The sequence below is a fragment of the Arthrobacter sp. K4-10C genome (genome assembly GCF_059090085.1).
This window is the reverse complement of record NZ_JBNHFI010000009.1, coordinates 40,406-59,458: the sequence shown is the minus strand read 5'-3', so window position 1 is coordinate 59,458 and position 19,053 is coordinate 40,406. Positions and strand designations below refer to the sequence as shown.

18 protein-coding genes are annotated in these 19,053 nt (G+C 63.9%); 15 read left to right on the top strand and 3 right to left on the bottom strand.

All coding sequences use genetic code 11. The features are described from left to right. The first annotated feature begins 12 nt into the window (after nt 1-12). Genes murA through AC5RUU_RS13685 form a run of 4 tightly spaced genes read left to right on the top strand, consistent with a single transcriptional unit; the run spans nt 13 to nt 4,320 of the window. Nucleotides 13-1,338, top strand: coding sequence for a UDP-N-acetylglucosamine 1-carboxyvinyltransferase (gene murA, locus AC5RUU_RS13700; protein ID WP_493975754.1), 1,326 nt, complete (start codon nt 13-15; stop codon nt 1,336-1,338). An 11-nt stretch (nt 1,339-1,349) separates the two neighbouring features. Further along, nucleotides 1,350-2,129: a lysophospholipid acyltransferase family protein gene (locus AC5RUU_RS13695; RefSeq protein ID WP_493975753.1), complete on the top strand. Its 780-nt coding sequence runs from the start codon at nt 1,350-1,352 to the stop codon at nt 2,127-2,129. A gap of 14 nt (nt 2,130-2,143) precedes the next feature. Next, a complete protein-coding gene (locus AC5RUU_RS13690; RefSeq protein ID WP_493975919.1) occupies nt 2,144-3,178 on the top strand; it encodes an NAD(P)H-dependent glycerol-3-phosphate dehydrogenase in 1,035 nt (344 codons plus the stop codon). Nucleotides 3,179-3,180: 2 nt separating this feature from the next. Further along, the gene (locus AC5RUU_RS13685) at nt 3,181-4,320 is read left to right on the top strand and encodes a D-alanine--D-alanine ligase family protein (RefSeq protein WP_493975752.1); all 1,140 of its coding nucleotides are present in this window, start codon (nt 3,181-3,183) and stop codon (nt 4,318-4,320) included. A gap of 43 nt (nt 4,321-4,363) precedes the next feature. Here AC5RUU_RS13685 and AC5RUU_RS13680 read toward each other — a convergent pair whose 3' ends face one another. Then, entirely contained in the window at nt 4,364-4,867 is a 504-nt protein-coding gene (locus AC5RUU_RS13680) for a DUF3515 family protein (RefSeq protein ID WP_493975751.1), read from the bottom strand. Nucleotides 4,868-5,309: 442 nt separating this feature from the next. Between AC5RUU_RS13680 and AC5RUU_RS13675 the strand changes: the two genes are divergently transcribed. The 5 genes from AC5RUU_RS13675 to rsmD all read left to right on the top strand — a co-directional run bounded on the left by AC5RUU_RS13675 (nt 5,310) and on the right by rsmD (nt 11,424). Then, nucleotides 5,310-6,353, top strand: coding sequence for a hypothetical protein (locus AC5RUU_RS13675; RefSeq protein WP_493975750.1), 1,044 nt, complete (start codon nt 5,310-5,312; stop codon nt 6,351-6,353). A 68-nt stretch (nt 6,354-6,421) separates the two neighbouring features. Beyond that, complete coding sequence (thiL, locus tag AC5RUU_RS13670) at nt 6,422-7,480, top strand: thiamine-phosphate kinase (protein ID WP_493975918.1); 1,059 nt, start codon at nt 6,422-6,424, stop codon at nt 7,478-7,480. Between the two features lie 22 nt (nt 7,481-7,502). Continuing rightward, on the top strand, nt 7,503-8,489 hold the full coding sequence (locus AC5RUU_RS13665; protein ID WP_493975749.1) for a DAK2 domain-containing protein: 987 nt from the start codon (nt 7,503-7,505) through the stop codon (nt 8,487-8,489). Beyond that, complete coding sequence (locus AC5RUU_RS13660) at nt 8,479-10,752, top strand: ATP-dependent DNA helicase RecG (protein ID WP_493975748.1); 2,274 nt, start codon at nt 8,479-8,481, stop codon at nt 10,750-10,752. The genes AC5RUU_RS13665 and AC5RUU_RS13660 overlap by 11 nt, the downstream gene beginning before the upstream one ends. 42 nt (nt 10,753-10,794) lie before the next feature. Further along, nucleotides 10,795-11,424 carry a 16S rRNA (guanine(966)-N(2))-methyltransferase RsmD gene (gene rsmD / locus AC5RUU_RS13655; RefSeq protein ID WP_493975747.1) on the top strand — a complete coding sequence of 210 codons (630 nt, stop codon included), beginning with the start codon at nt 10,795-10,797 and terminating at the stop codon, nt 11,422-11,424. Nucleotides 11,425-11,464: 40 nt separating this feature from the next. On the opposite strand, the gene AC5RUU_RS13650 is transcribed toward rsmD, so the two are convergent. Both AC5RUU_RS13650 and AC5RUU_RS13645 read right to left on the bottom strand, forming a co-directional pair. Beyond that, a complete protein-coding gene (locus tag AC5RUU_RS13650; protein ID WP_493975746.1) occupies nt 11,465-12,253 on the bottom strand; it encodes a spermidine synthase in 789 nt (262 codons plus the stop codon). Further along, nucleotides 12,253-13,476 carry an aminotransferase class I/II-fold pyridoxal phosphate-dependent enzyme gene (locus AC5RUU_RS13645; protein WP_493975745.1) on the bottom strand — a complete coding sequence of 408 codons (1,224 nt, stop codon included), beginning with the start codon at nt 13,474-13,476 and terminating at the stop codon, nt 12,253-12,255. The genes AC5RUU_RS13650 and AC5RUU_RS13645 overlap by 1 nt, the downstream gene beginning before the upstream one ends. Before the next feature lie 43 nt (nt 13,477-13,519). On the opposite strand from AC5RUU_RS13645, the gene coaD reads away from it, so the two are divergent. The 6 genes from coaD (at nt 13,520) to AC5RUU_RS13615 (ending at nt 18,828) form a co-directional block, all read left to right on the top strand. After that, nucleotides 13,520-14,020, top strand: a complete 501-nt coding sequence (gene coaD / locus AC5RUU_RS13640) for a pantetheine-phosphate adenylyltransferase (protein WP_493975744.1) — start codon at nt 13,520-13,522, stop codon at nt 14,018-14,020. 123 nt (nt 14,021-14,143) lie between these two features. After that, nucleotides 14,144-14,668 (top strand): YceD family protein, encoded by a 525-nt coding sequence (locus tag AC5RUU_RS13635; protein ID WP_493975743.1) that lies wholly within the window; start codon nt 14,144-14,146, stop codon nt 14,666-14,668. 36 nt (nt 14,669-14,704) lie between these two features. Beyond that, nucleotides 14,705-14,908: a 50S ribosomal protein L32 gene (gene rpmF, locus AC5RUU_RS13630; protein ID WP_009356569.1), complete on the top strand. Its 204-nt coding sequence runs from the start codon at nt 14,705-14,707 to the stop codon at nt 14,906-14,908. Nucleotides 14,909-14,929: 21 nt separating this feature from the next. Further along, a complete protein-coding gene (gene rnc / locus AC5RUU_RS13625; RefSeq protein WP_493975742.1) occupies nt 14,930-15,658 on the top strand; it encodes a ribonuclease III in 729 nt (242 codons plus the stop codon). Between the two features lie 2 nt (nt 15,659-15,660). Further along, nucleotides 15,661-16,632 carry a bifunctional DNA-formamidopyrimidine glycosylase/DNA-(apurinic or apyrimidinic site) lyase gene (mutM, locus tag AC5RUU_RS13620; RefSeq protein WP_493975741.1) on the top strand — a complete coding sequence of 324 codons (972 nt, stop codon included), beginning with the start codon at nt 15,661-15,663 and terminating at the stop codon, nt 16,630-16,632. A gap of 876 nt (nt 16,633-17,508) precedes the next feature. Then, nucleotides 17,509-18,828 carry an MFS transporter gene (locus AC5RUU_RS13615; protein WP_493975740.1) on the top strand — a complete coding sequence of 440 codons (1,320 nt, stop codon included), beginning with the start codon at nt 17,509-17,511 and terminating at the stop codon, nt 18,826-18,828. The last annotated feature ends 225 nt before the right edge of the window (nt 18,829-19,053 follow it).

Here is a 19,053-nt window from a genome sequence, read left to right as displayed (position 1 = left end):
GGAAACCGGTATATGAGTAGTGTTCTGACAATCCGCGGGGGAGTACCGCTTACAGGCCGCGTCAGCGTCCGGGGGGCAAAGAATCTGGTTCCCAAGGCGATGGTGGCGGCGTTGCTGGGCAACGAACCGTCGGTGTTGCGGAACGTTCCGGAAATCAAGGATGTGGAGGTGGTCACATCCCTCCTGCAGTTGCACGGCGTCACCGTCGTCAAGGACCCGGTAAACGGCGACCTTACCCTTGATCCCAAGGATGCGAAGACTGCGCCGAGCACGGCGATTGACGCCCACGCAGGCGATTCCCGGATTCCCATCCTCCTCTGCGGGCCCCTGATCCACGCGATCGGCGAGGCTTTCATTCCTGACCTGGGCGGCTGCAAGATCGGCGACCGTCCCATCGATTACCACCTGGACGTCCTGCGCCAGTTCGGTGCCGTGGTGGAAAAGCGCCCGGGCGGGATCCACATTTCAGCACCCAAGGGACTCCACGGCGCCAAGATCTCACTGCCGTACCCGTCCGTGGGGGCCACCGAGCAGGTGCTGCTCAGTGCTACCCGCGCTGAAGGCATTACCGAACTCTCCGGCGCCGCCACTGAACCTGAGATCATCGACCTCATTGCCGTGCTGCAGAAGATGGGCGCCATCATCAGCGTCCAGACCGACCGCACCATCCGCATCGAGGGCGTCCGTGACCTTGGCGGTTACAACCACCGCGCCCTCTCCGACCGCAACGAGTCCGCCTCATGGGCCTCCGCAGCCCTGGTCACGCGCGGCGACATCTTTGTTGAAGGGGCTTCCCAGCGGGACATGATGACCTTCCTGAACACCTACCGCAAGGTGGGCGGCGGGATGGACATCGGCGAGGACGGGATCCGCTTTTACCACCCGGGCGGGAAGCTTAATCCGCTGGTCCTGGAAACGGACGTCCACCCCGGCTTCATGACCGACTGGCAGCAGCCGCTGGTCGTGGCGCTCACGCAGGCGGAGGGCGTGTCCATCGTCCATGAAACGGTCTACGAGAACCGCTTCGGCTTCACCGACGCCCTGATCAGGATGGGTGCCAGCATCCAGGTGCACAGGGAATGCCTGGGCAGCGTCCCCTGCAGGTTCGGGCAGCGGAACTTCCTGCACTCGGCAGTGATTTCCGGGCCCACCCAGCTGAAGGGAACCGATATCGACGTACCGGACCTCCGCGGCGGCTTCAGCCACCTGATCGCGGCGCTGGCAGCGACCGGCACCTCCCGGGTGACGGGCATCGACATCATCAACCGCGGGTACGAGCGTTTCACCGAGAAGCTCGCCGGACTGGGCGCGGATTTCGACATCACCATCACGAAGTAACGGGACGGACCGTGAAGGAATCGGCCAAAAGCAGGGCCACATTCGTGTTCATCGCCACCGTTGCCCGGCCGCTGTTGAACCTCATGATGGACAAGAAATGGGAAGGAACCGAGAAACTTCCCTCCGGCGGGTTCATCGCTGCTCCCAACCACTGCACCGAGATTGACCCATTGGTGGTGGGGCACATGCTGTACAACCAGAAGAGGGCGCCGCACTTCCTGGCAAAGGCCGGGCTCTTCAACGTTCCCGGCCTTGGCTGGCTGCTGCGGGCCACCAAGCAGATCCCGGTGGAGCGTTCGACGGCGGGAGCGAACCGCTCGCTGCAGGTCGCCCAGGAGGTTGTCGCTGAGGGCGGGGCGATCATCATCTACCCCGAAGGCACCCTGACACGTGATCCGGACCTTTGGCCAATGAAAGGCCACACCGGTGCGGCCAGGCTTGCCCTGGAAGGCGGAATTCCGGTGGTTCCCATTGCGCACTGGGGTGCGCACGAGGTCTTTCCGCGCTACGGCAAGCGGTTCCACCTGTTTCCGCGGAAGAAGTCGCGCGTGGTGGTAGGGGACCCGGTTGACCTCAGCGCGTTCTCCGGCCGGCCGCTGGACAAAGCCACCCTGGGTGCAGCCACTGAGGCCATCATGGACGCAATCACCGGCCTCCTGGCGGACCTCCGGGGTGAGGAACCGCCCGCCGAACGCTGGGATCCCGCACGGCAGCAGCAGGCCAAGCACGGGCGTTTCGTTGAGCGCCGGCAGCAAAACCAGCATCCCGGCAACGGGACGGATGCCCCGTGACCTTGAACGGGAACATGACGGGTTCGGCCCGTTCCGTGGCCGTGCTCGGCGCCGGATCGTGGGGAACCACCTTCGCGAAGATCCTGGCCGACGCTGCCATTGCCGCGGGGTCCCCGCGCGCCATCAGGGTGTGGGGCCGGCGGGCTGAAGTAGTTGACCAGATCAACGGCATCCACCGCAATGAGCAGTACTTGAAGGACATTGAGCTTCCCCCAGCCATCACGGCGTCCACGGACGTCCGCGACGTGCTCAAGGACGCTGACCTGGTGGTCCTGGCGGTGCCGGCCCAGTCCTTGCGGCCGCAACTGCGCGAGTGGAGGGACATGATCGCGCCAGGGGCCGTCGTCGTGTCCCTCATGAAGGGACTCGAGCTCGGCACCGACGCCCGGATGAGCCAAGTCATCCAGGAGGAGCTGAACCTGCCCGACGGACGCATCGCCGTCGTCTCCGGTCCCAACCTTGCGATGGAGATCGCCCGTGAGGAGCCCACCGCTTCGGTGGTGGCCTGCGCGGAAGCGGACGTTGCCGGTTGGCTGGCAAGGAGTTGCACTGCGCCGTACTTCCGGCCGTACACCACCTCTGACGTGGTCGGCGTTGAAATTGGCGGCATCGTCAAGAACGTTATTGCATTGGCGGTGGGCATCTGCGAAGGCAAGCAGATGGGGGACAACACCAAGGCGTCGGTCATCACCCGCGGACTCGCGGAAACCTCCCGCCTTGCCCTCGCGCTGGGCGGTGACGCGAAGACCATGGCCGGTCTCGCCGGCCTGGGTGACCTCGTGGCCACGTGCTCGTCACCGCTGTCCCGGAACCATACTGCTGGCCGGCTCCTGGGCCAGGGCCTCACGCTTGAGGAAGTGGGCCAGAAGATGACCCAAACAGCCGAAGGCATCAAGTCAGGCCAGGCCGTGCATGAACTGGCCGGCAAACTGGGCGTCGACATGCCCATCACGGCCGCCGTTGTGGCCGTACTGGCCGGCAAGTTGTCCGTTGACCAACTCGGGCCTGTCCTGCTGTCCCGGGAACTGAAACCTGAAGGCGATTACTGACCATGTCCCATGACGACCTGACCGCAGGGAAGCGCGCCAAGCCCCGGGTTGCGGTACTTTTCGGCGGCCGCTCCAGCGAACATGCCGTGAGCTGCGTGACCGCGGCCGGTGTCCTCGGCGCCATCAATAAGGACAAGTACGAGGTGATTCCCATCGGAATTGCCAAGTCGGGCCAGTGGGTGCTGGCCCCGGCTGATACCGGCCAGTGGTCGCTTGCCGCGTCGTCGCTGCCTGAAGTGGCGCCGTCAGCGGAAACCGTTACCCTCGCCCAGATCGGCGGAGAGCACCAGCTGATCCTGGCAGCACCCAACGAAGTGCCGCGGGAACTGGGAACCGTTGACGTGGTCTTTCCGTTGCTGCACGGACCGTTCGGTGAGGACGGCACCATCCAGGGACTCCTGGAACTTTCGGACACACGCTACGTGGGCGCCGGGGTCCTGGCCTCCGCGGTAGGCATGGACAAACACTTCATGAAAGTGGTCTTCGAGGCTGCCGGCCTGCAGGTTGGCCCGTACATCGCGGTCACCGACCGGCAGTGGCGCAAGGACGCTGAAGCCGTCCGGAAACAAGTGGACATGCTGGGGTTCCCCGTTTTCGTCAAACCCGCACGTGCCGGTTCGTCCATGGGGATATCCAAGGTGGACTCCCTCGAACAACTGGACGCCGCCATCGAGGCGGCGCGCCGGCACGACCTCAAGCTGGTCATCGAAGCGGGCATCGCCGGCCGCGAGATCGAGTGCGCGGTGCTGGAGGGGAGGGGCACCGACGCTCCCCGGACGTCAATGCCGGGGGAGATCTCCGTGGCCGGCGGCGGCCATGAGTTCTACGACTTCGAGGCAAAGTACGTCGAGGACGGTGCCGCAGCCCTGAGCTGCCCCGCCGACATCCCCGAGGAAGCCATCGCCCGGGTCCGTGAGCTGGCCGCGGTGGCGTTTGACGCTGTGGGCGCCGAGGGCCTGAGCCGGGTTGACTTCTTCTACACTTCCGAAGGCGAAGTGATCATCAACGAAATCAATACCATGCCGGGTTTCACACCCAAGAGCATGTACCCGCAAATGTGGGCCGCTTCGGGGCTGAGCTATCCGGACCTGATCGATGAGCTCATTTACCTTGCGCTTAACCGGAAGACTGGCCTGCGCTGACAGCCTCGCAGGAGGCCCTGCAGGGAGCTTGCCGCATGGTCTCCTATTGGCTTTGTGGAAGGTTCTGCAGCTCTTCCTGGCCCACGCAATTCCGGCTGGCCGGCACCTTGCCGGCCGAGGCGGCAAGATCAGCCAGCACCGTAGCGGAGCTGATCTTGTCGGGGTCCATCAGGATCTCGGTGGCCGGTTCACGGCCGTAGGTGGTCAGCGTCCACACAGGGTCGCCTTCCTTGATGACCCAGTCGATGCCGTTCACGGTCACGCAGCGGTCGGTCGTCGGCCCGGGCACGTTGACGCCGCAGCGAAGAATAACCAGGGAGGGGTCGCCCCAAGCCGCGGTTGCCTGGCTGTTTGTCTTCCGCAACCGTGCTTCTCCGATCACGTCCGGCAATGACACCATCATGGGTGCGCAGGCAGGATTGGCAGCATCTTTGGCGGCGGCGACGTCCACGGCGGGAGAACACCCTGCCAGGGAGAAGACAGCAAGGCCTCCGATTAGTGCCATCCTGGCGGTGCGGGCAGGCAGGGGAAGCTGGGGACGGTGCATCTGTCCAGCCTAACGCTGCAGTCGAAGCCCGGATGCCGTTAGCCCAATCTCCCGCCGGGACGGCGGAAGGCATGGCTGGTTCAGCGAATGCGGGCCGCCCTTATAAGCTGTTTCCATCATGAGAAAAATTTCGGACGTCGTGCTGCCCCCGGTGACGCACCAAGGGAAGCGATCATCTGGCCCCTTGCGGTCAGGAATCATTAGGTCCGCTGTCTATGTGGTGGCCCTTATCACTATCAGTTTCATCGCGTGGTTCCGGCTTCCCGAAATTTCGCGAGGTACTTTATGGGCCGAGGATGCCGCAGTATTCTTGCAGGAGACGATAACTATCGGTCCATGGGCGAGCATCGGCGAACCCTACGCGGGGTATTTGCATACAATTCCTCGGATCGTTTCCGCAATTGCCTACTCCCTGGCTCCCATCGAGTCTTATGCATGGCTGATGTCTTTTCTCAGTTGCGTAGTGGTGGCATCTATATCAGTGGCGTGTTACGTCCTGTCAGGAAAGATGTTCCACCAGCGGAGTTATCGATTGATGATCGCGCTGGTTCCCGTGCTTGTTCCCATCGGGCCCCTTGAAGTACTCGGGAACGCGGCGAACCTCCACTGGTATCTACTATGGTTTTGCCCTTGGTTGCTGATATTCGAGCCGCGGGGCTGGGTTGGCCGCTCGGCGCTGTTCCTGGCGGCACTGCTTGCCGCAACTACAGAAATTATCGCCGGAATCTTCCTGCCGCTGGCAATCTGGGCAATTGTCAGGCGCAAGGATTTCTGGGCTCCGGCCGGTTTGATAGTAGGGCTTGGGCTTCAGTTTCTGGCCACTGTGCTTAATCCGCGCTACGCGGAAGCGCCCCGGCTCGATGCGGTGGAGCCCTTGTCGGTGTTTTACGGCTTCCTGCTGCAGGCTCTCGGTTCACTGTGGGAAACCGATTCCGCTGCCATGGGAAAGAACGTGGCCAGCTATGGGGCCTTGGCCGTCGCAATCCCTGCAGTCATTGTCTTTGGGCTTCTCGCATACGTGCTGGTCTTTGGGGACAACCGGTGGCGGGCAATTGCACTGTATTCCTTTGGGGCTGCGGTGGCCTGCTGGACTGCAGCCGTATTACTGAATCCCACACCGGAGTCCGACTTTGCCAACTTCACTAAGGAAGACTGGCTCTCACAATTCACGTTTTTCCGTTACGCCGCTGCGCCCTCCATGTTTCTGCTTGCCCTTGTACCGGTGGCATGCGCTGTGGCTGAGGCCAGAGGGCTCATCGCTGCGAACAGGACAAGATACTGGGCGCCCATAGTGTTGGCAGTTTTCATTTCGACCAGTTACCTCCAGGCTTCCTCGGTCCGACAATCAGGTCCGGAATGGGCACCAAAGGTAGGAACCGCAAAGGAACAGTGTGCAGGAAACCCCTCTTTGCCTGCGGCGGTTATTCCCGTGGCTCCGGGACCTTGGCAGGTCACCGTCCCGTGCACAGTGCTGATGAGCAGGTAAATGATGACCGCGCAAACGGGAATGTCAGGGCCGCGCTGTAGCGTGCTGGCATGTCCGCAATACCCCTAATGCATCCAGATATCGGCCGCCCCGGTGGCGCGCTGCCCGAACAGTCACCGGCCGTAGCAGGGCTCTCAGAGACAGAGTTGCTGGCCAGGATCTTCCCCCGGCTTTCAATGGGCACCACCCACACTGCAGCCACGCTCCTCGGCCCGGGAGACGACGCTGCCGTGGTTGCCGCACCTGATGGAAGAACTGTCGTCAGCATCGATACCCAGGTGGAGGACCAGGACTTCCGCCTTGTCTGGGCCAACGGCTACCGCACCACGGGCTATGACGTGGGCTGGAAGGCAGCAGCCCAAAACCTCAGCGACATCAATGCCATGGGAGCAAGCGCAACATCCATGGTTGTGAGCCTCACGCTCCCGCCGGACACCCCGGTCACCTGGGTTGAGGGCCTGGCGGACGGGCTGACCGCCGGCATCAGGGAACTCGGGGCGGACCGCTGCTCGGTGGCAGGAGGCGACTTGGGGCGGGGGCGCGAAATATCCGTTACGGTGGCAGTCCTGGGCACGCTCGACGGCGGCACGGCAGTTCTCCGCTCCGGTGCGCTGCCGGGGGACGTGCTGGCGCTGGCGGGAACCGCGGGCCATGCCGCCGCGGGCCTGGCACTTCTTGAGTCGGACGTGGCTGTGGATCTTCTCAGCCCGGAAGAGCGCCGGTTCCTGGACCTGCAGTGCAGGCCACGCCCGCCATTGTCCGCAGGTCCCGCTGCCAGGGCGACCGGCGCCACCGCCATGCTGGACGTCTCCGATGGCCTGGTGCGGGATGGCCGGCGGCTGGCGGTTGCCAGCAACGTGGCTGTCGACCTCGATCCGGAACAGCTGGCGCGGCTGGCGGCGGTCCTGCAGCCGGCCGCTGATCTGCTCGGAGGGGACGCAAGGGCATGGGTCCTGGACGGCGGAGAGGACCACGGGCTGCTCGCCACATTCCCTGCCGGGATTCAGCTGCCTCCCGGATTCACTGCGATAGGCTCGGTACAAGCACCGGGAATCAGTGAAGTCCCGGGCGTCAGGATTGCGGGCCGGTCCGCGGACACCGGGGGATGGGATCACTTTGCACACTAAGGTTGCCGCCAACGCGCAAGCGATGAAGAGGTGGTTGGGCAAGGCTGAAACTGCCCTGGGCAACCACAGCGACCGACTGAACGCCATCAATATCTTCCCGGTGGCCGACGGTGACACCGGAACAAACCTCTACCTGACTGTGCGGGCCGCGGCGCGCTCCCTGACGGCCGGCGGGGACCAGCCCGCGCAGATGGACGTTGGCGCAGTCCTGGCCACCGCCGGCCAGGCAGCATTGGAAGAGGCGAGGGGAAATTCCGGGACGCTGTTCTCCGTGTTCCTCTGTGCCGCCGCGGAGCCCCTCGCAGGTCACACCCGGCTGACCTCCACATTGCTGGCAGCAGCTCTCAACCGGGCACAGATCCGTGCCTGGTCCGCCCTGAGCGATCCCGTGCCGGGCACCATGCTCTCAGTGATGGAAGCCGCAGCGCGCGCGGCGGCTGCGGTGGACGCCGGGCAGAACGGAGACGACAGCAACCACGCCCTGGGCCTTGCCCTGGACGCTGCCGTTGAGGCGGCGCTCGCCGCCGTCATCCAAACCGAGAACCAGCTGGATGCCCTGACTACGGCGCATGTGGTGGACGCGGGAGGCGTTGGGATGCTCCTGGTCCTGGATTGCCTCCGCTCAGCAGTCATGGGCCAGGAGCTCCAGAGCGAACTTCTCGACGGCCTGCACGGCTACGACGTCGCCGACCCGCACATCCACACCAGCATGCCGGACGACGACGGCGTGGAGGTCATGTGCACCATCAACCTTTCACCGCTGAACGCCGCAACGCTGAGGCAACGGCTGGACGAAATCGGCGAGTCGGTCATCATGAGCCAGGTGGGCAGCGGCTCAGACGCCGACGGGAACTACCGGTGGCGGGTACACGTCCATGTTCCCGATCCTGATCCTGCCGTCAACATCATCCGCTCGCTCGGCGAACCGTCGCACATCAGCATCAGCGAACTCGCGGTGCCGCGGGACCCTGGCACCGACGCAGTAAATACCGCAGGGCATGAACGCTGAGCTGGACCTGGCCCTGGAACGCCGGATCGGTAAACGTTCCGCCGCCGTCATCGAAAAGCACCTGGGCATCACCACGGTGGCGGAACTGCTGAACTACTTTCCCCGCAGGTACATGACGCGCGGGGAGCTGACACCCATCAGCGAGATCCCGCGCGATGAGGAGGTCACACTGATCGCCAGGGTGCTGTCCAGCAGCACCCGGACCATGCGCGCACGGAAAGGCACCATCACCGACGTCGTGATCTCAGACGATGATGGGCAAGCCGGGCTGCGGATCGTGGGCGGCACCGACTACCGGGGTAAAGTCCCCGGCACGCTCAAGATCAGCTTCTTCAACGGGTACCGGGCAAAGACCGAACTGCTGCCCGGCAGGCGGGCTCTCTTCTCGGGAAAGGTCACCAGCTTCAAAGGCTCCCTGGGCCTGACCAACCCCGACTACCATGTTTTGGACGAGGACCCTTTCTCCACCGTTGGGCAGGACGCAGGCAAGCTGGCGGCCATGCCCATCCCCGTCTATCCGGCTACTGCAAAGCTTCCCAGCTGGAAGATCCAGCAGGTCGTCACCGCGTTGCTCGAGACTGCGGACCTCGCGTCGCTGCCGGACCCTGTCCCGGCAGCTGTCGCGGGGAGGGAGGGCTTCCTGCCTCTCGACCAGGCGTACCGGCTGATCCATGCGCCCGAGTCGGCGGAGGACTGGAAACAGGCCAGGGAGAGGCTCCGGTATCAGGAGGCGCTGGTGCTGCAGTCAGCACTGGCGCGGCGCAGGGCCCAGCTTGCGTCCGAGGAGGCCACCGCGCGGCGGCCCGTTCCTGACGGTATACAGGCTGCTTTCGACCGCAGCTTGCCCTTCACCCTGACCGATGGCCAGGCCACTGTCGGAAAAACGCTCGCAGCGGAGCTGGCGCGGGACACTCCAATGAACCGGCTGCTGCAGGGCGAAGTGGGCTCCGGCAAAACCGTGGTGGCCCTGCGGGCGATGCTGCAAGTTGTTGACGCGGGGGGACAAGCGGCACTTCTGGCTCCCACGGAGGTCCTTGCAGCGCAGCATTATGAATCCATCCGCCGCACGCTCGGTCCGCTCTCCCGCGAAGGACTGCTGGGCGGGTTGGGAGGACCGGACGGACCATCCGTCCAGGTCACCCTGCTGACCGGATCCATGCCCACGGCGGCGCGCAGGCAGGCGATGCTTGATGCAGCGTCCGGAACAGCCGGAATTGTCATCGGTACCCATGCCCTGCTCAGTGACAACGTGTCCTTCTATGATCTCGGCCTGATCGTTGTGGATGAGCAGCACCGCTTCGGCGTGGAGCAGCGCGATGCACTCCGTGCCAAGGCCCGGAAGCCCCCGCACCTGCTGGTCATGACCGCTACCCCCATTCCGCGTACCGTGGCCATGACTGTCTTCGGTGACCTTGAAACGTCCATCCTCGACGAACTGCCCAAGGGCCGGGCACCTATCACGACGCATCTGGTGGGACTCGCGGAGAACCCTGCCTGGGCTGGGCGGATCTGGGCACGGGCGCGGGAAGAAGTCGACGCCGGCCACCAGGTGTACGTCGTCTGCCCCAAGATCGGTACCGACGACGACGGCGACTTCAGCCCCGGGGAAGCGGAACCGCCGGGGCTTGAATCGGACGATGACGCACGGGAACTCGCCTCGGTGACAGCCGTCGTCGAGCACCTGCTGTCGGAACCGTCCCTGTCTGGGGTCCCGCTGGCTCCGCTCCATGGCCGCCAGGAGCCCGAGGTGAAGTCAGCCACGATGGCGGGCTTCGTGGACAACAGCGTCAAACTGCTGGTCTCCACCACCGTCATCGAGGTGGGTGTGGACGTGCACAACGCTACGCTGATGGTCATCCTGGACGCGGACCGGTTCGGCATCTCCCAGCTGCACCAGCTCCGCGGGCGGGTGGGCCGGGGCGGCCTGCCCGGAACCTGCCTGCTGGTCACCGCCCTCGAACCAGGGCATCCCAGCCGCCGAAGGCTGGAAGCGGTGGCCGCGACCACCGACGGCTTCGTTCTGTCGCAGGAGGACCTGAAGCTGCGCCGGGAGGGTGACATCCTTGGCGCCTCCCAATCGGGGGGGCGTTCCACGCTGAAACTGTTGCGCGTGCTGGAGCACGAGGACGTCATAGCGCGTGCCCGGGAGGATGCGCAGGACATCGTGGCGGGGGATCCCTTCCTGTCCCGCCATCCGGAGCTGGCGGACGCGATTGACAAGTACCTCAACCCGGAGAAGGAGGCGTTCCTTGAGCGCGGATAGCAGGGAGGCCGTAATGACCGTCAGCGGATCCAGGAGGAGCGAATGAGCAGGATCATCGCCGGTGCCGCCGGCGGCACACCTTTGTCGGCGGTTCCGGGCTCCTTGACCAGGCCCACCACGGACCGCGTCAAAGAAGCGCTGTTTTCACGCCTCGATGCTTTCGATGTCATTGCCGGCGCCCGGGTGCTGGATCTTTACGCCGGATCCGGTTCGCTGGGGGTGGAAAGTGGCAGCCGGGGAGCCCAAACGGTGGAACTGGTGGAATCGGATGCCAAGGCAAGCGCTGTCTGCCAGCGGAACGCCGACCTCCTCAACGGCGTCCTGGGCCGCAAGGCAGTTACCGTGCACAGGTCCAAAGTTGAGCCGTTCCTGGACCGCGCCGCGCCCGACGCCGCCTGGGACCTGATTTTCCTGGACCCGCCGTACCCCCTTGAGGAGGTGGCGTTGTCGGCCGTGCTGCAGAAACTCGCTCCGCACCTCGCGCCGGCTGCGGTTGTGGTGGTGGAGCGGTCGTCCCGCTCCCCGGAGCCGGACTGGCCCGGCAGCCTGGCCCGGTTTGCCGAGAAGAAATACGGCGAGACCAAGCTGTGGTTTGCTGAGCCGTACGTACCGGACGCGATTGCCGGCGAGGACATTCCAGTGGTGGCGGAACCGGAAGGATCGGGGACGTAGCCTTCACCTGGCAGTGCGACCGCCGGCGTCGGGTCCGCGGTCATCCCGCCAGGGGGTCCAGATCCACTCCGGTCAGCACCTTGGCGGGGTGCGGGCCGCGGGCGGCGAGTTCCACGGACCACTCCTTCGGCCATGGAACCTGGGTGCCGGCCAGGATGATATTCCCCGGGTACCGGCCCTGGAACATACCCGCTTCGGCGAAGGCCGCCACATCAGCCATGGCTTGCCGCATCGCCGTCACCTGGCTGCGGACCAGCGCCAGGCCTGGCTCGTCGCCCACGTTGACAATCAGCACGCCCCCGGGGCTTAGCCTTTCCCGCGCCTCCCGGTAGAACCCGGTGGTGGCGATATGGGCGGGGGCTTCGGGCCCCGAAAAGATGTCCAGGATAACGACGTCGAACGTGGGTTCCGTCCCAAGCCCGCCGAGTGCGTCCCGGGCGTCTCCCGTGATGGTATGCAGGTCCGTTCCTTCGGGCAGTGGCAGCTGCCGCAGGACAAAGTCGAGCAGCTCGCGCTCCAATTCCACGGCATACTGCACCGATCCGGGCCGCGTTGCCTGGATGTAGCGGGCCAGCGTCAACGCACCTGCACCCAAATGCAGCGCCCGTATCGGTGCTCCAGGAGGCGCCGAAAGGTCCACCAGGTGCCCGATCCTGCGAAGGTACTCGTAGAAGATCTCTTCCGGGTGGGCAAGGTTGACGTGCGACTGCTCCGAACCGCCGATGCTCAGCACGTAGCTGCCCTCAATGAAACTGTCAGGCTCAATGGAGGCGTGCTGACCTGTGCTCCGCAAGAATCTGGTGGTATGGCCTGTACTGCGGGCGGACATCAGAGCCTTTCACTCAGCATTGCCAGCCTTCCGGCCGCTTCTTCGAGGACGTTGGTCTTCTTGCAGAAGGCGAAACGAAGCAGGCTGCGTGTGCGCTCCGCTCCTGCGGGATGGCAAAATACGGGGACCGGTATGGCAGCCACACCGACCAGAGCGGGGAGCCGCCTGGCCAGGTCCACCGAGTCGCTGATGCCCAAGGGAGCCGTATCCACAATGATGAAGTAGGTGCCCTGTGGGGAAAAGACATCAAACCCGGCGGCCTGCAGGCCGGCGCTGAGGATGTCGCGCTTGTGCTCCAGGTCTGCTGCGATGCCGTTGTAAAAGGCATCCGGCAGGGCCAACCCGGCGGCAATGGCTGACTGGAAAGGCGTCCCGGAGCTGTACGTGAGGAACTGCTTCACCGTCCGTGCTGCCGCGACAAGTTCTTCCGGACCGGACAGCCAGCCGACTTTCCAGCCAGTGAGCGAGAACGTCTTACCGGCGGACGATATAGTGACGGTCCGCTCTGCGGCGCCGGGCAGGCTCGCTACCGGTATGTGCCGGACGCCGAACGTCAGGTGCTCATAGACCTCGTCCGTGACGATGATGCTGTCGTACTTCTGAGCGAGCTCCACAATCCGCTGCAGCACGTTCCGAGGGAAAACAGCCCCGGTGGGATTGTGGGGATTGTTGAGTAGCACCACCCGGGTCCGCCCGCTGAAGGCGGATTCCAGGACGGCCAAGTCAGGAAGGAAGTCCGGGGCCAGCAGCGGTGCCGTCACATGCCTGGCACCGCTGAGGCCAATCACAGCACCGTAGGAATCGTAAAAGGGTTCGAAAGTCAACACTTCATCGCCGGGGCCGGCGAAGGCAAGGACGGAAGCCGCGATCGCTTCCGTCGCGCCGGTGGTGACGATCACCTCTGTGTCAGGGTCGGGCGTCAGCCCGTAGAAGCGCTCCTGGTGGGCTGCCACGGCGTTGCGCAGTTGCGCGATGCCCTTGCCCGGGGCGTACTGGTTTGCCCCCGCTGCGATCGCGGCCCGGGCGGCCTCGCGGATCTCCAGCGGACCATCCTCGTCCGGAAAGCCCTGGCCCAGGTTGATGGCGCCGGTCTGTACGGCCAAACCGGTCATTTCCTCGAAGATGGTTACGCCCAGGCCGCCGTCGGGCGCCAGCAGGTTGGCGCCGAGCGCTGTGCGCTGCCAAGGGGCAGGCGCGGTGGAAAGTTCCTGTCGGGGATGCATCCAGTCATGGTATCCCGGGCTTTTCATGGGGTAGGTTCGGAGCATGAGACGAGCTGTCTGCCCAGGATCCTTCGACCCCATCCACAACGGCCATCTTGAGGTTATTGCACGGGCTGCCGGGCTCTTTGATGAAGTCATCGTGGCCATCTCCACCAATTACGCCAAGAAGTATCGGTTCAGCCTGGATGAGCGGCTGGAGATGGCGAGGGAAACCCTTGCCTCGCTCAAAGGGATTGTGGTTGAGCCCATAGGGGAGGGCCTGCTGGCGGAGTATTGCCGCCAGCGGGGAGTCTCGGCAATTGTGAAGGGGCTCCGGTCGTCCTCGGATTTCGACTACGAGCTGCCCATGGCCACCATGAACCGCCAGTTGAGCGGCGTGGAGACGGTGTTCCTGCCGGCCGAGGCGCACTACGTCCACCTGTCCTCGACCCTGATAAAGGAAGTGGCCGGACTGGGTGGCAGCGTGGCCGAGTACGTGCCCAGGTCTGTCCAGCGCCGGATGCTCCCGGGCGAGCCTGCACAGGATCAGCAGCCGAAGCGGTAGGCTTGTCCGGTACTTCCGCGCCTCCGGCACGCCGGTTTGAGTCCCTGTGGCTCTTCAGGCTAAAATGGTACGTCGGTCATATGTTCAACAGGAGTTCTCATTAAACGAGATGCTGGTTCGCCCTTGGTGTTCGATGTCAAGGATCTCGGGCGCAGCCCGGGTAGCATGCGGACGCTGAAGGAACATGTACCCGCACCAAGTGATCTTGGTGTGCCGCTCATTGGTGTTCAGGAAGGCTCGGATGTCGAGCTGGATCTGAGACTTGAGGCCGTACACGAAGGAATTCTGGTATCAGGAACTGCGCTCACGGAAGTAACCGGTGAGTGCGGCCGATGCCTGGATCCCCTTGCGTATGACCTTGAGGTCAATGTGCAAGAACTTTTCTTCTACGAAGGTGCTGTGCTTTCGGACGAAGAAGATGATGAAGAGCAACGTCGAGTCGAGCACGATCTAATCGATCTTGAACCGGTGTTGCGGGACGCGGTTATCACCATGCTGCCGTTCCAGCCGGTGTGCCGGGAAGACTGCCAGGGCCTTTGCTCCGAATGCGGAGTTCGCCTGGAAGACGAGCCGGGGCACCACCACGAGGTCCTGGATCCTCGCTGGGCTGCCCTAGCTGATATGGCTAAGCCTGACCGGCAAAATTGATTTGTACGTGTTTGTCTAGAGAGAAATGAGTTAGCCGTGGCTGTTCCCAAGCGGAAAATGTCTCGCTCGAATACCCGCGCCCGCCGCTCGCAGTGGAAGGCGACCGCCCCCCACCTGGTGAAGACCGTTGAGAACGGCCAGGTTACTTACAGCCTGCCGCACCAGGCGAAGGTCGTTACCGACTCTGCTGGCACTGCGCTGTTCCTTGAGTACAAGGGCCGCAAGGTCGCTGACGTCTAATCGGCCATTCAGGCTGACCAGATGTCTTCAACTGAAGAGCTTCTGAAGCGTCTCGGTGTCTCTATTGACGCCGGGACGCTTCGTCTTGCGCTGACACACCGTTCCTATGCCTATGAGAACGGCGGCATCCCCACCAACGAGCGGCTTGAATTCCTGGGCGACTCCATCCTGGGCTTTTCCGTAACCGATGCCCTCTACCGCGACAACCCGGACCTTCCTGAGGGGGATCTGGCAAAGCGGCGCTCAGCTGTGGTTAGCACCCGCGCGTTGGCGAACATTGGGCGCAGCCTCGGCATTGGCGACTACATCTACCTTGGGCAGGGCGAAAAGCTCACCGAAGGCAAGAACAAGGCCTCCATCCTTGCTGACACCATGGAAGCGCTGATCGGCGCCACCTATGTGTCGAACGACATCGAGACTGCGCGCCAGCTGGTCATGCGCCTGATCGGACCGTTGCTCAAGGACGCGGCTGTGCTGGGCGCCGGTACCGACTGGAAAACCAGCATTCAGGAGCTTGCCGCCAGCCGGCAGCTGGGCACCATCCACTACGCGGTGGACGGTGCGGGTCCGGACCATGCGCGGACCTTCACGGCAGTCCTGAACATTGGCGGGACAGCTTACGGAAAGGGCTCCGGCCATTCCAAGAAGGAAGCGGAACAGGAAGCGGCCGCCGACGCCTGGCGTGTCCTTTCCGGCGCGGGTCCCACTAACGTGGCCGGCAAATCAGCTGGTTCCGTCGCCGCGAAGTAGCCATGCCCGAACTCCCCGAGGTGGAAGTGGTGCGCCGCGGCCTGGTGAGCTGGGTCCGTGGCCGGACCATCGAGTCCGTTGACGTCCTGGACGCCCGGTCCATCCGCAGGCACGCCCTGGGATCCGAGGATTTCATCGGAAACCTTGAAGGCGCAGTGGTGGCGGACGTCGTGCGCCGGGGCAAATTCCTGTGGATGCCGCTGCTGGACAAGGCCGGTAGCCAAAACCCGGAGCTGCCGGGAACCTCCAGTAGCCCTGCGGTGGCCCTCATGGCGCACTTGGGGATGAGCGGGCAGCTGCTGATGCAGGACCGGGGGGTGCCCGATGAAAAGCACCTCAAGGTCCGCTTTCGGCTCAGCCACAGGAACGGCATGCCGGAACAACTGCGGTTTGTGGACCAGCGGATCTTCGGTGGATTGTTCGTCACGGCGATGATCCCCACTGACGACGGCGGCCCGGGCGGCCTCGCGGAGTCGCCCCTCCCGCTGATCGCCGAAGAGGCCTCGCACATAGCCCGGGATCCGCTGGACCCGGCATTCTCCTTCGACCTTTTCTACCGCCGGCTCCGCAAGCGCAAGACCGGTCTCAAGCGTGCTCTGCTTGACCAGGGTCTGGTCTCCGGCATCGGCAACATCTACGCTGACGAAGCCTTGTGGGCTGCCCGGCTGCACTACGCCCGGCCCACCGACACGCTGCGAAGAGGCGAAGCCGAAAGAGTCCTCGAAAGCGCACGCAAGGTCATGCTCGACGCCCTTGCTGCAGGCGGAACCAGCTTCGACTCCCTGTACGTCAACGTCAACGGTGCCTCCGGCTACTTCGACAGGTCCCTCAACGCCTATGGGCGCGAAGGTGAGCCGTGCAAGCGGTGTGCCGCAGCGGGAATACACGCCACGATCCGCAGGGAACAGTTCATGAACCGCTCGTCCCACACCTGCCCGGTCTGCCAGCCCCGCCCGCGCAACGGGCGCTGGTAACTTGCATGTAGTCAGGTGCGTGCGGGTTGTTCGCCCGAAAAGGCGGGAAAGATGTGGGTATCCACGTATTGCTCACATATGTCTGGTGACAGACTGTGGCGATGGAGGCGCCAGGAACAGAAACCACCGAAACCGTTAGCGGGCACACACATGCTGGGCACCCGGCATGATGGTGAAGCGCATCGTCGTCGCTGCTGCAGTAGCCGCCGCCATTCTTGCCGGCTCAGCGGTAGTCCTCGACAATATGGCGACTGAGCGGCCCGACCCTGCCGCCAGGGACCACTCCACTCTTCCCCCTGGCCCTCACGGCGTCCCCGGCCCATCGGCCACGGACGGACCGGTTCCGGCTTCCGGTTCGGCCGGCCCCGGGACCGGAACACCTGCGCCCTCCGCGGCCGAGACCCAGGCACCCCAGACTGGACGCAGTGAAAACCGTCCGCTTGAAGTCCTGCCTCCGATAACCTCCACGCCCGCCGGATTGCCCATGCCCGCGCCTCTGGCGTCTTTAGTGACAGCCCCGCTTCCGGCTCCCGCTTCAGCAACCGGTGAGATTGTTACAGGCTTTCCTTCGCAAGTGCTTTCCTTTCCTGACGGAACGGTACTGGCTTTCACAGGTGTGAGCTCCAGCGGTGACGTTTTGCAAGCCACGGCTGAAGGGATAGTGGAAGTAAGCACTGACAAGGTGGCCGGACACTTTCAGCAATCCTTACTGACCTTCGGATTTCGGTCAGATGAGGCTTCGGCACCAGAAGGACAACGGGCGCTTCGGCTGACCCGCGGCAAGGACTCTGTGACCCTTACCCTGTACACCACGGTGACGGGCAGCACGCGCTTTTCGTTGCTGGGTAACTTTCATGCGGGAGCGGTTTCGTAGCCATGTACATGTCACTATCCGATCGCCAAGGCGGAAAGAAGGACAGTCCGGAGCCTACAGCAGCCAGTGCCTCGGACCGTGACGCGCGCTTTAAGCTGTCACCGGTCATCCTCTGGCTTGGCGCAGTGAGCATGGCCACCGATATCTCGTCAGAATCCGTCGCTGCCGTGCTTCCCCTGTACATCACTGGCTTCCTCGGACTTTCCGTCGTTGCCTTCGGCATCATCGATGGCATCAACCAGGGCGCGAGTGCCTTGGTCCGCATCGCGGCGGGGTGGGCTTCGGACCGGGCGGGACGTCCCAAACTGGTAGCCCTTGCCGGTTACGGGCTGTCCATGCTGGCACGGGTGGGCTTCATTTTCGCAGGGGGTTTTTGGTCTCTTGCCGCCGTCGTAACTGGTGACCGAATCGGCAAGGGTGTGAGGACCGCCCCGCGGGACGCGCTGATTACGACGGCGGCCCAGCCACAGTACCTGGCGCGGCACTTCGGTGTTCACCGGATGATGGACAATATTGGCGCCGCGGCCGGCCCGCTGATTGCCTTTCTTATCCTCATGTTCATTCCAAGTGGTTACAGTACGGTGTTCGTTGTATCGCTGGCGTTTGCCGCCATCGGGGTGGCCGCATTGGGTTTGGTGGTCCCGGACCTCCGGACCCGCACGTCGGGTGCCGGGGGGAAACCGTTGGAAAAGCGCGCCGTCCCCGCCAAGCGCTGGCGCCGCAGGTTTCCGGCGGTGCGGTGGTCGTGGTTCCGTGAGCCTGGATTGGGACGGCTGCTCATCGTGTCCGCCATGCTTGGGGTCCTCACAGTGGGTGATGGCTTTATCTACCTCGTATTGCAGGACAGGGATGCCTTTGCAGTCCAATGGTTTCCCCTTTTATACGTGGGAACGAACGTTGCCTTCCTTGCTTTGGCTGTTCCCATGGGCCGCCTGGCTGACAGGTACGGGAAAGGAAAGGTTTTCCTGGTTGGCCACATTGCACTGCTGGCTTGCTATCTTTCTGCAGCGGCACCGATGACAGGGCTCGGTGCCACCTTGCTTTGCCTGGCACTGTTGGGGGTCTTTTACGCGGCTACTGATGGTGTCCTGGCAGCGTTCGCCGCCCAACTCGCTCCGCCTGACAAGCTGGCCACCGGCATCGGAGCAGCACAGACAGTAGTGGCCCTGAGCCGAGTGGCTGCGTCAATGGCCTTCGGGGTGCTGTGGTTTGCCGTGGGCGCGTCAAATGCGATGGTCATCGTCGGTGTCCTGCTTGCCCTGGCGATCCCCGCATCCTATCTCCTCCTTCATTCCGCCCAGCGGCGGGCGGTGCTTCTATGACGGAAGGGGCAGGCGACGCCGGGGGGCGTCTGAGGTGGGTCGTTCTTGCCCTGGTGGCAGGCCTCTTTCTGTCCGGCGCAGGCTTTTATGCCTTCAGTGCTTTTCAGCGGTTCCAAGACCGCAACACTGGCAAGCCCGGCGTTGAAGTGACCAGCAACAACGGGCCCCTTCCTGGCGGCCCCTTTGTCCTTTTCCGCAATACAGCCCCCGGGCAGGGATACGGGA

Excerpts from the sequence above, each read along its gene's own strand:
- murA (WP_493975754.1), top strand. The coding sequence starts at position 13 with ATGAGTAGTGTTCTGACAATCCGCGGGGGAGTACCGCTTACAGGCCGC.
- AC5RUU_RS13690 (WP_493975919.1), top strand. The coding sequence starts at position 2,144 with ATGACGGGTTCGGCCCGTTCCGTGGCCGTGCTCGGCGCCGGATCGTGG.
- AC5RUU_RS13685 (WP_493975752.1), top strand. The coding sequence starts at position 3,181 with ATGTCCCATGACGACCTGACCGCAGGGAAGCGCGCCAAGCCCCGGGTT.
- AC5RUU_RS13680 (WP_493975751.1), bottom strand. The coding sequence starts at position 4,867 with ATGCACCGTCCCCAGCTTCCCCTGCCTGCCCGCACCGCCAGGATGGCA.
- AC5RUU_RS13675 (WP_493975750.1), top strand. The coding sequence starts at position 5,310 with ATGTCTTTTCTCAGTTGCGTAGTGGTGGCATCTATATCAGTGGCGTGT.
- thiL (WP_493975918.1), top strand. The coding sequence starts at position 6,422 with ATGCATCCAGATATCGGCCGCCCCGGTGGCGCGCTGCCCGAACAGTCA.
- AC5RUU_RS13665 (WP_493975749.1), top strand. The coding sequence starts at position 7,503 with ATGAAGAGGTGGTTGGGCAAGGCTGAAACTGCCCTGGGCAACCACAGC.
- AC5RUU_RS13660 (WP_493975748.1), top strand. The coding sequence starts at position 8,479 with ATGAACGCTGAGCTGGACCTGGCCCTGGAACGCCGGATCGGTAAACGT.
- rsmD (WP_493975747.1), top strand. The coding sequence starts at position 10,795 with ATGAGCAGGATCATCGCCGGTGCCGCCGGCGGCACACCTTTGTCGGCG.
- AC5RUU_RS13650 (WP_493975746.1), bottom strand. The coding sequence starts at position 12,253 with ATGTCCGCCCGCAGTACAGGCCATACCACCAGATTCTTGCGGAGCACA.
- AC5RUU_RS13645 (WP_493975745.1), bottom strand. The coding sequence starts at position 13,476 with ATGCATCCCCGACAGGAACTTTCCACCGCGCCTGCCCCTTGGCAGCGC.
- coaD (WP_493975744.1), top strand. The coding sequence starts at position 13,520 with ATGAGACGAGCTGTCTGCCCAGGATCCTTCGACCCCATCCACAACGGC.
- rnc (WP_493975742.1), top strand. The coding sequence starts at position 14,930 with ATGTCTTCAACTGAAGAGCTTCTGAAGCGTCTCGGTGTCTCTATTGAC.
- mutM (WP_493975741.1), top strand. The coding sequence starts at position 15,661 with ATGCCCGAACTCCCCGAGGTGGAAGTGGTGCGCCGCGGCCTGGTGAGC.
- AC5RUU_RS13615 (WP_493975740.1), top strand. The coding sequence starts at position 17,509 with ATGTACATGTCACTATCCGATCGCCAAGGCGGAAAGAAGGACAGTCCG.